Origin of the sequence: Anaerobacillus sp. CMMVII (assembly GCF_025377685.1) — a bacterium.
Classification (GTDB): Bacteria; Bacillota; Bacilli; order Bacillales; family Anaerobacillaceae; genus Anaerobacillus.
Genome location: NZ_JACEHK010000011.1, coordinates 1 through 7,812, shown reverse-complemented (window position 1 = coordinate 7,812; position 7,812 = coordinate 1). Strand labels below are relative to the sequence as shown.

Genomic DNA, 7,812 nt, shown 5'->3' with positions numbered 1-7,812 from the left:
CACATAAGGAATTTAAAGAAAGTTATGGTTATGATTTCTTTAATAACATATATGTAGATGATAAAAAGGTTTTAGTTGACATTAAAAGTATACTAAATAGAAAAGAATATGAAAAAAGTGGTTTTTATTATTGGAGTTTATAAAAATAACCAGTATGTAGGGATGTAATACATGAATATATTACACATTTGTTCTTATTATATAGGGAATCAACTTTACAAGAATTTAGTTAAGGAGCTATCTAACAAGGGAATAAAACAACATGTATTTATTCCCTTGAAAACTGAAAGTCTTGTAGGAAAAAATCAGTTACCTTCGGAGTATGATACTGTTAATTATTATTATAAAAATATATTGAAAAAGTATGACAAGTTTTTTTATTTTAATAAGATTAACAAACAAGCGAAGGAAATTGAAAATTTATCACTATTAAATAGAAATAATATAGATTTTATCCATGCACACACGGTTTTTAGTGATGGTGGTACTGCTTATAAACTAAGTGAAAAATATGGTATTAATTTTATTGTAACCTTCCGAAATACAGATATTAATCATTTTTATAAGTATGCAATTCACTTAAGGCCTTATATGTATAGAATTTTACTTAATGCAAGTGCTGTTATTTTTATTTCATATGCATATAAAAAACAAGTATTTTCCTTACTTCCAAATCGGATTTTATCACAAATTGAGAATAAATGTTATGTAATTCCTAATGGGATAGATTCTTTTTGGCATGAAAATAAAACTGTAAATAAAAAAAAACCAAAAAGTCGTGAAGTAAGTCTGCTGTTTATTGGCCAACTTAATAAAAATAAGAATTTAGCAAATGTATTAAAGACATGTGCTCAGTTAAAGGAACAAGGTTATAATGTAAAATTAGATGTAATAGGCAGTGGGGCACTTGAGAATTATTATAAAAATCTAACTAAAGAAATAAATCTTGAAAAAATAGTAGAGTTCCATGGCTTTATTGAAGATAAGCATTTAATTAAAACAATTATGGACAAATGCAATATTTTTATTATGCCTTCATTAAGAGAAACTTTTGGTTTAGTATATATTGAAGCAATGTCTAGAGGAATACCTATAATATATTCAAGAGGACAAGGTATAGACGGTTTTTTTGAAGAAGGAGAAGTAGGTTATTCGGTGGATCCTTTGGATGTTTCTACTATTGTGGACGCGATTGATAACATTATGGATAACTATAGTCAGATTGCTGATACCTGTCAGAGAAATTCAATTAAATTTAATTGGACAAATATTTGTAACAGTTATTTCCTAATATACAACAAATGAAAGGAACTCTTATTTCATTTGTTGAAATCAAGACTAGAATTCTAAATTGTCAAACATACTAAATATCTTACTTTTATAAAAGAACGTAAATTCCTAAAGGGAAAAAGTGGTGATCAATGATACATGCATCGAAAAAACACAATTTAAAAATTGATATATTAGATGATAAAAAAATAAGTATAGTCATAATTGCTCCCTTTGTAGTACTCACCATACAGTATTTTATATTAATTTATTTTAATTTATTAGGAACTGCAGATGCCTCAAAAGTTCAATTAATTTCAAAAGCTTTGGTTGGAACGATTTTTTTATATGGGTTATCTGCAGTCTTAAAAAGAAGTAAGCTAAAGATTATTGGAATTTATATTTTAGCAATACTTATTTTTTTAATTAATTACCTAATATTTCCTGAAAATCACATATATCTAAAAGAATTAATATTCCCATTCTTTTTTATGTGCTTACCTGTGTTTATATACAGTATGAGTATTAACGATGTGGCTGTTCTAAAGCAAATAATGGAAAAAGCAAGTTTTATTGTTTTTATAATTGGAACAATCTTAGGATTTTTAATATTATCGGGGAGTGTTTCAGCAGGAGTATATAGTATGTCATTATCTTACTATATGTTAGTTCCGGCAATAATATATATAAATGATTTATTTGACAAACCATCAATACGGATATTGGTGTTTGTCTTAGTTTCGTTGTTAGTAATACTAGCTTTAGGTTCCAGAGGCGCAATATTTTGTATTTTCGTATTTGTATTTTTAAAGTTATTAAGGCCTAATACTAGACTAAATTACAAAAAGTTAATTGGCTATTTTGTATCCATAGTAAGTGTAATGATAATTTATCTAAAAATAGAAGATATTCTTGAATATTTGTATTATTTTTTACTGAACTATGGTATCAGAAGCAGAAGTATAATGTTGTTATTGAGAGACGAAGTTCATTTAAGTGGTAGGGATGTAATTTACGATAACCTTATTGGAGTAATTATTCAAAATCCATTGTTAGGAATTGGCCTAGTTGGAGATCGCAGAGTACTAGGTGGAAGCTACGCGCACAATATCTTTTTAGAAATAGCATCTAATTTTGGTGTAGTATTAGGGTTAATGATTATATTTTTAATTTGTATAATAATTTTCAAGTTATTCTTATTAAAGAATTATATGAACTATAATGTTTTTATTATCTGGTTCTGCCTCGGGTTTGTTCACTTATTGGTCAGTAGCTCATACTTAATAGATTTAAATTTTTGGGTTTTTATGGGGATCTCAGTAGGGCTACTGTTTAGAAAAGACAAAGGTAAATCATAGTTTCATATCCTCAAATGAACACTAAGGTACTACATTTAATGCGTTCTATTTTATTAAGATAGATCTACCTTTATTTTTGAAGATAGTATTAAAAGTACAAGAAATTGTTTACTTTTGTAATTAAATCAGCGGTGTTAAAAATTTCCACTCACGCGAATCGCTATATACATGAAAAGGAGGATTGTAATTGTTATGGACAAAACAGAATTAAGGACTGCTCAATTAAAACTGGTAGAACTTTTAATTGATATTGATAAGATTTGTGAAGAAAACAATATTCAGTACTATATGATTGCGGGAACCTTACTAGGTGCTATTAGACATGAAGGGTTTATTCCTTGGGACACTGATATCGATTTAGGAATGATGCGTGGAGATTACGAGAAATTTTGTAGGGTCTGTAATGACTTATTACCTGACAAATACATTATTTACAGTAATAAAAATAATAAGCATTTTCATAGTCCAAAAATAAAAATTGGTTTTCGAAATACCACTAAAAGAAATATTAAGGGGAAGGCTAGTTATTATCATGTAAATAGCATATTGTCATTGGATGTTTTTCCTCTTGATAATGCTCCAAATGATATAAAGCTTAGAAACAAACAAAGCAAATCTATTAAGCTACTCAAACTAATTTCTAGAATTAAAATTAGGCTAAAATATGTTAAAACCAAAAGAAGTTTTAAAGAGATTACCCAAATGATACTTCGCAAAACCGCCTATACTATTTTGTCACCTATTTCAATGAAGACTATAATAAATAAATTGGAAGGTGTTATGAGAAAATATGAGCATTCTAACACCCGCTGTGTATGTAGTATGGCAAGTAGGTACAAATATTCCAAGCAGACTATGGAAACTGAAATATACGGGGTCCCTAAGAAGGTTAAATTTGAAGGGTTTTTCTTTAGTGCACCTAGTAACCCTGAAGAATATCTAAATAGACTTTATGGAGATTATATGAAACTTCCGAAGGTTGAAGATCAAAAATCTGAATATGAAAATATCAATATTGAGTACATTGACAAATAAAACATGTATGGTTATTTATCGTCAAAGGTCGAGGATAATCTTTATTCAAAAAAGTTTTATTTGTTAAATTGGTAGTACAATAACGACTATCAATTCAAAATGTCTTTAAAGAAGTAACTTTATCAAACATTAATAGGAGTGGTATTAATGACAATCTTGACAGAATTTCAAGAGAAATACAAGGTAGTCGAGTATTCTATTTATGAAACTGAACATTGGATATGGTCAGTGAGGCCAAATCAAGGAACAATTGGAGCTGGAATACTTTCGTTAAAGCGAGAGTGTGTTACTTTTTCAGGACTTGAACAAAATGAGTTTTCTGATCTGAATAATATCATTAAGATTATTGAATCAACGCTAAAAAGTACTTTAAATTATGATGTTATAAACTATTTGATGTTGATGATGATAGATAAGCACGTTCATTATCATGTTTTTCCACGGTACAAGAACCCTGTAAGCTTTTTAGATGAGGTATGGAAGGATGAAACTTGGCCAGCGTTACCATCCTTAATGGGAGATACATTAATGAACGATAAGCTACAAGAAATCACAAAAATCATAAAATCTAAAGTTAAATCCAGGAGTGAATTTGGTAATGAAAAAATATAAGTTAGGCTATACAACAGGTGTATTTGACTTGTTCCATATTGGGCATCTAAATATTTTAAAAAAAGCTAAAGAGCAATGTGATTACTTAATCGTAGGAGTAAGTACTGATGAGGTAGTGCAGGGTTATAAGAAAAAAACACCAGTTATACCTTTCGAAGAAAGAATATCAATTGTAGAAGCTATTAAGTATGTAGACGAAGTTGTTCCACAAACATCAATGGACAAGTTTAATGCATGGGAAAAACTCAAATTTGACGCTATATTCCATGGAGATGATTGGAAGGGTTCAAAAATGTATGAAAAGATCGAAAATAAATTTAGTAGCGTAGGTGTTGAGATGGTTTATTTTAGTTATACTAAGGGCACTTCATCTACTATTCTAGGAGATGTGTTGAATCAGCTATTATTAAAAGAGCAGAAAACAGCTAAATAACTAAAAAGTTTAAGGGTTTGGTAATTTTTTGCATGTTTAGGGATTTATGTTAAAAATATACAGAGAACGTAATTAAAAAACTTTGCCTGTATAATAATTTGGTAGCGAAACTAAAGTAATTATAAATCTTTAGTAAAATATTGGATGTGTTAATTTAGAAGCACCATGGAGGTAAGTAACATTGGATGTAGGTAATAAAAATAACAACGCAGATAAAGGTACAAAAAGTTTAACTAGTAGTACATTATCTGGACTGTTTTGGATGTTTTCAGGGGCAGGTGTCCAAGCAATTTTACAAATTATCGTTTTAATAATCTTAGCTAGGCTCCTTACCCCTGAGGATTTTGGATTAGTCGCTGCCGCGTTAATAGTCGTTAATTTTTCTGATATTTTCTCTAAGCTTGGAATCGGGCCAGCTATAGTTCAACGACCAATCCTTGAAGAAAGACACATTCGAACAGGCTTTACAATTTCACTATTATTTGGTACGTGTTTGATAGGGATTATTTTTTTACTTGCACCATTTATTGCTGGTTTCTTTAGAATTGAAGAACTAACATCAGTACTATATATAATTTCATTAGTATTTCCATTAAAGGGTTTATCAATGGTAGCAGAATCGCTTTTACAAAGAGAGCTACGTTTTCGTTGGCTTGCTAGTATACAAGTTTTATCCTATGCTATTGGTTTTGGTTTAGTTGGTATAATTCTTGCTTTGATGGAATTTGGTGTATGGGCGTTAGTTGGGGCAACTATAGCTCAAACCGTAGTAAAGTGTATTATATTAATTGTTGTCTCTCCACACTCTAAGTTGCTCCAGATTGAATTAAATGCCTTTAAGGAATTAATGTATTTTGGATTCGGTTTTACTGCGGGCCGTATTAGTAACTTTGCTGCACTTCAGGGGGATAATTTGGTTGTAGGACGGTGGCTTGGGGCTGAAGCCCTAGGACTATATGGTCGTGCATATCAGTTAATGGCAATGCCTGTAACACTCTTTGGACAGGTCTTGGATAAAGTTTTATTTCCTGCGATGGCAAAGGTTCAAGATGAACCAAAACGTTTAGTTACTGCCTATAGGCGAGGGGTTGCTCTTATTGCTTTAATTGTCCTGCCAGTGAGTGTTATTATGTTTATTTTAGCACCAGAGATAATTGACCTCCTCTTAGGACCATCCTGGACTGGAGTAGTTGTACCCTTTCAAATACTTGCTGTAGGAATGCTTTTTCGTACCAGCTATAAAATGAGTGAATCACTTGCTAGGGCAACAGGGGCTGTTTATAGAAGAGCTTGGCGCCAAGGTGTCTATGCCTTTTTAATTTTAGTTGGGACTTGGATTGGTCAACATTGGGGATTAAATGGCGTTGCAGTGGGTGTTTTAGTGGCTTTAGCATTTAATTTTTCAATTATGGCACATCTTAGCTTAAGTATAATTCCAATGAATTGGAAGTCCTTTTTTAGTACCCACATACCAGCTTTATACTTCTCAATAGCTGTTGGTACGGTTGTCTGGTTTGTAGTTTTGGTGTTGAGGAAAGGTGATTTCTCCTCAATTATTGTAGTAATCGTGTCGGGGCTTGTTACATTATTGCTACTTTTTGGCTTATTACGGTATTTTCCAAGTTTTTTCCTTGGAAAAGATGGAACTTGGATGTTTCAATTAATTATTAAATATATACCAAAGAAATTAAAATTTTTTAAGTATATTAAATCATGTGAACAGAAAAATGAGCTTTGAAATCGAGATGCTGCCACTGTGACACCTCGGAATTTGTTGAAGATTCACGGTTGGTAGGTGATCAGCTACTATAAATTAAACGTTTAATTAATTCTATCAACAGTTTCAGTAAGAAGGAGCTGTTTTAGTCTTAAGTGTGGTCACGTTTCCTGAAAAATCTTATTTCACTGATGAGCCATGAAGCTAGGAACTTAACTTACCGTAAAAAACGCCTTTGAGAAATGATTATCAAATGCGTTTTTTTGTTTGTGTATTGAGTTATGTTGCGGGTACTAATAGAAAAGAGAAGTACCCGCCCCTATTAAAAGTATCCTATAGAAAACCTGTATAAACGTATTTATGTTTATGATAGTGTTAGTCATGGACTTTTAATCAAACATTTGATCAATTTTCATACGTCAAATCAGGGGAAAATAGCTTGAGCAAAATTAATTAATAGTTTAATTGATTTTTACACCAAAAAAACCGCCTCTGTTATACACGTGCTAGCCAACTGCTAGCACCCCTTTTTTAGCCACAAGCTTTTAATACTTGGTGCCTAGTCACCACTCGGGTTTTGTCAGATTTTGACGAAGGATTAATAAGAATTGAGTAATAGAATGACAGTTGAGGGAACTAACGTTTGGTATAATTAAGGAGCAACACATAAAGCGGATGGGCGGTTGGCTATCTCCCCAAGGGAGGTGGTAATCATGGTGACTTTTGAAGCAGTGAATATGGCAATTCAACTTTGCGTGTTATTTGTAATAACATTGACAGCAATTGTAGCAATAATCACACTCGTCACCAATAAAAAAGAGAAATAACCGCCCATAAGACCAATGGATAGCGGTTATTTCTCTTTAAACCCAAATTCTATCGGCATGTAGTTGCAATGACTGAGCGTTCCAGCGCTCGGTCACTTTTTATTCTAGGTTATCTTTACTTTAAGTATACATGAATAGTTGGTGTTATATCAAGCATGGGAAGCGTGCCTAGTAACCACCCGGAGTCACCTCTTCATTTACCGACTTCCCTCGTATTGATCAATTTTCTGAAGTAATAGCTCAAGCTGGATGCGGTTTGGATTGGCTCTGCTGTCTGCTAATTCTTTTTCTTTTTATAAATTTGTTCACCTAAACTGTCACGTAGCTTAAAGAGGTAGCCTTCTTCATTATAATGCTCTCTGACAAACTCTGTGCAGGCATCGTCTACTAGTGCTTTTTTTAGTTTTAATTCTTCCATTGCAGATTCTAACTTAGCAAGATCGCCATTTATTTTATTGAAGTCATACTCAAGATCCTTTTTCCATTGTGCAAGTTTCATTTGATATTCCTCCTAACATCTCCTTCTATTTTAATGGATTAACCTTACATTGTCATCGCCAG

At 31.7% G+C, this 7,812-nt stretch carries 7 protein-coding genes; 6 read left to right on the top strand and 1 reads right to left on the bottom strand.

Annotation, left to right across the window (positions count from 1 at the left end; all coding sequences use genetic code 11):
- Positions 1 to 171 precede the first annotated feature (171 nt).
- The 6 genes from H1D32_RS16035 to H1D32_RS16010 all read left to right on the top strand — a co-directional run bounded on the left by H1D32_RS16035 (position 172) and on the right by H1D32_RS16010 (position 6,445).
- A complete protein-coding gene (locus H1D32_RS16035; RefSeq protein ID WP_261179296.1) occupies positions 172 to 1,305 on the top strand; it encodes a glycosyltransferase family 4 protein in 1,134 nt (377 codons plus the stop codon).
- A gap of 116 nt (positions 1,306 to 1,421) precedes the next feature.
- Positions 1,422 to 2,627, top strand: coding sequence for an O-antigen ligase family protein (locus H1D32_RS16030; protein WP_261179295.1), 1,206 nt, complete (start codon positions 1,422 to 1,424; stop codon positions 2,625 to 2,627).
- A 192-nt stretch (positions 2,628 to 2,819) separates the two neighbouring features.
- Positions 2,820 to 3,662 (top strand): LicD family protein, encoded by an 843-nt coding sequence (locus tag H1D32_RS16025; RefSeq protein ID WP_261179294.1) that lies wholly within the window; start codon positions 2,820 to 2,822, stop codon positions 3,660 to 3,662.
- A gap of 147 nt (positions 3,663 to 3,809) precedes the next feature.
- Entirely contained in the window at positions 3,810 to 4,274 is a 465-nt protein-coding gene (locus H1D32_RS16020) for an HIT family protein (protein ID WP_261179293.1), read from the top strand.
- The gene (locus H1D32_RS16015; protein ID WP_261179292.1) at positions 4,261 to 4,707 is read left to right on the top strand and encodes an FAD synthase family protein; all 447 of its coding nucleotides are present in this window, start codon (positions 4,261 to 4,263) and stop codon (positions 4,705 to 4,707) included. The genes H1D32_RS16020 and H1D32_RS16015 overlap by 14 nt, the downstream gene beginning before the upstream one ends.
- Before the next feature lie 181 nt (positions 4,708 to 4,888).
- A complete protein-coding gene (locus tag H1D32_RS16010; protein WP_261179291.1) occupies positions 4,889 to 6,445 on the top strand; it encodes a lipopolysaccharide biosynthesis protein in 1,557 nt (518 codons plus the stop codon).
- Positions 6,446 to 7,528: 1,083 nt separating this feature from the next.
- Here H1D32_RS16010 and H1D32_RS16005 read toward each other — a convergent pair.
- Positions 7,529 to 7,750, bottom strand: a complete 222-nt coding sequence (locus H1D32_RS16005) for a hypothetical protein (protein WP_261179290.1) — start codon at positions 7,748 to 7,750, stop codon at positions 7,529 to 7,531.
- Between the last annotated feature and the right edge of the window lie 62 nt (positions 7,751 to 7,812).

Bases quoted from the DNA above. Each gene is read 5' to 3' on its own strand.
- H1D32_RS16035 (WP_261179296.1), top strand. From the start codon at position 172: ATGAATATATTACACATTTGTTCTTATTATATAGGGAATCAACTTTAC.
- H1D32_RS16025 (WP_261179294.1), top strand. From the start codon at position 2,820: ATGGACAAAACAGAATTAAGGACTGCTCAATTAAAACTGGTAGAACTT.
- H1D32_RS16030 (WP_261179295.1), top strand. From the start codon at position 1,422: ATGATACATGCATCGAAAAAACACAATTTAAAAATTGATATATTAGAT.
- H1D32_RS16020 (WP_261179293.1), top strand. From the start codon at position 3,810: ATGACAATCTTGACAGAATTTCAAGAGAAATACAAGGTAGTCGAGTAT.
- H1D32_RS16005 (WP_261179290.1), bottom strand. From the start codon at position 7,750: ATGAAACTTGCACAATGGAAAAAGGATCTTGAGTATGACTTCAATAAA.
- H1D32_RS16015 (WP_261179292.1), top strand. From the start codon at position 4,261: ATGAAAAAATATAAGTTAGGCTATACAACAGGTGTATTTGACTTGTTC.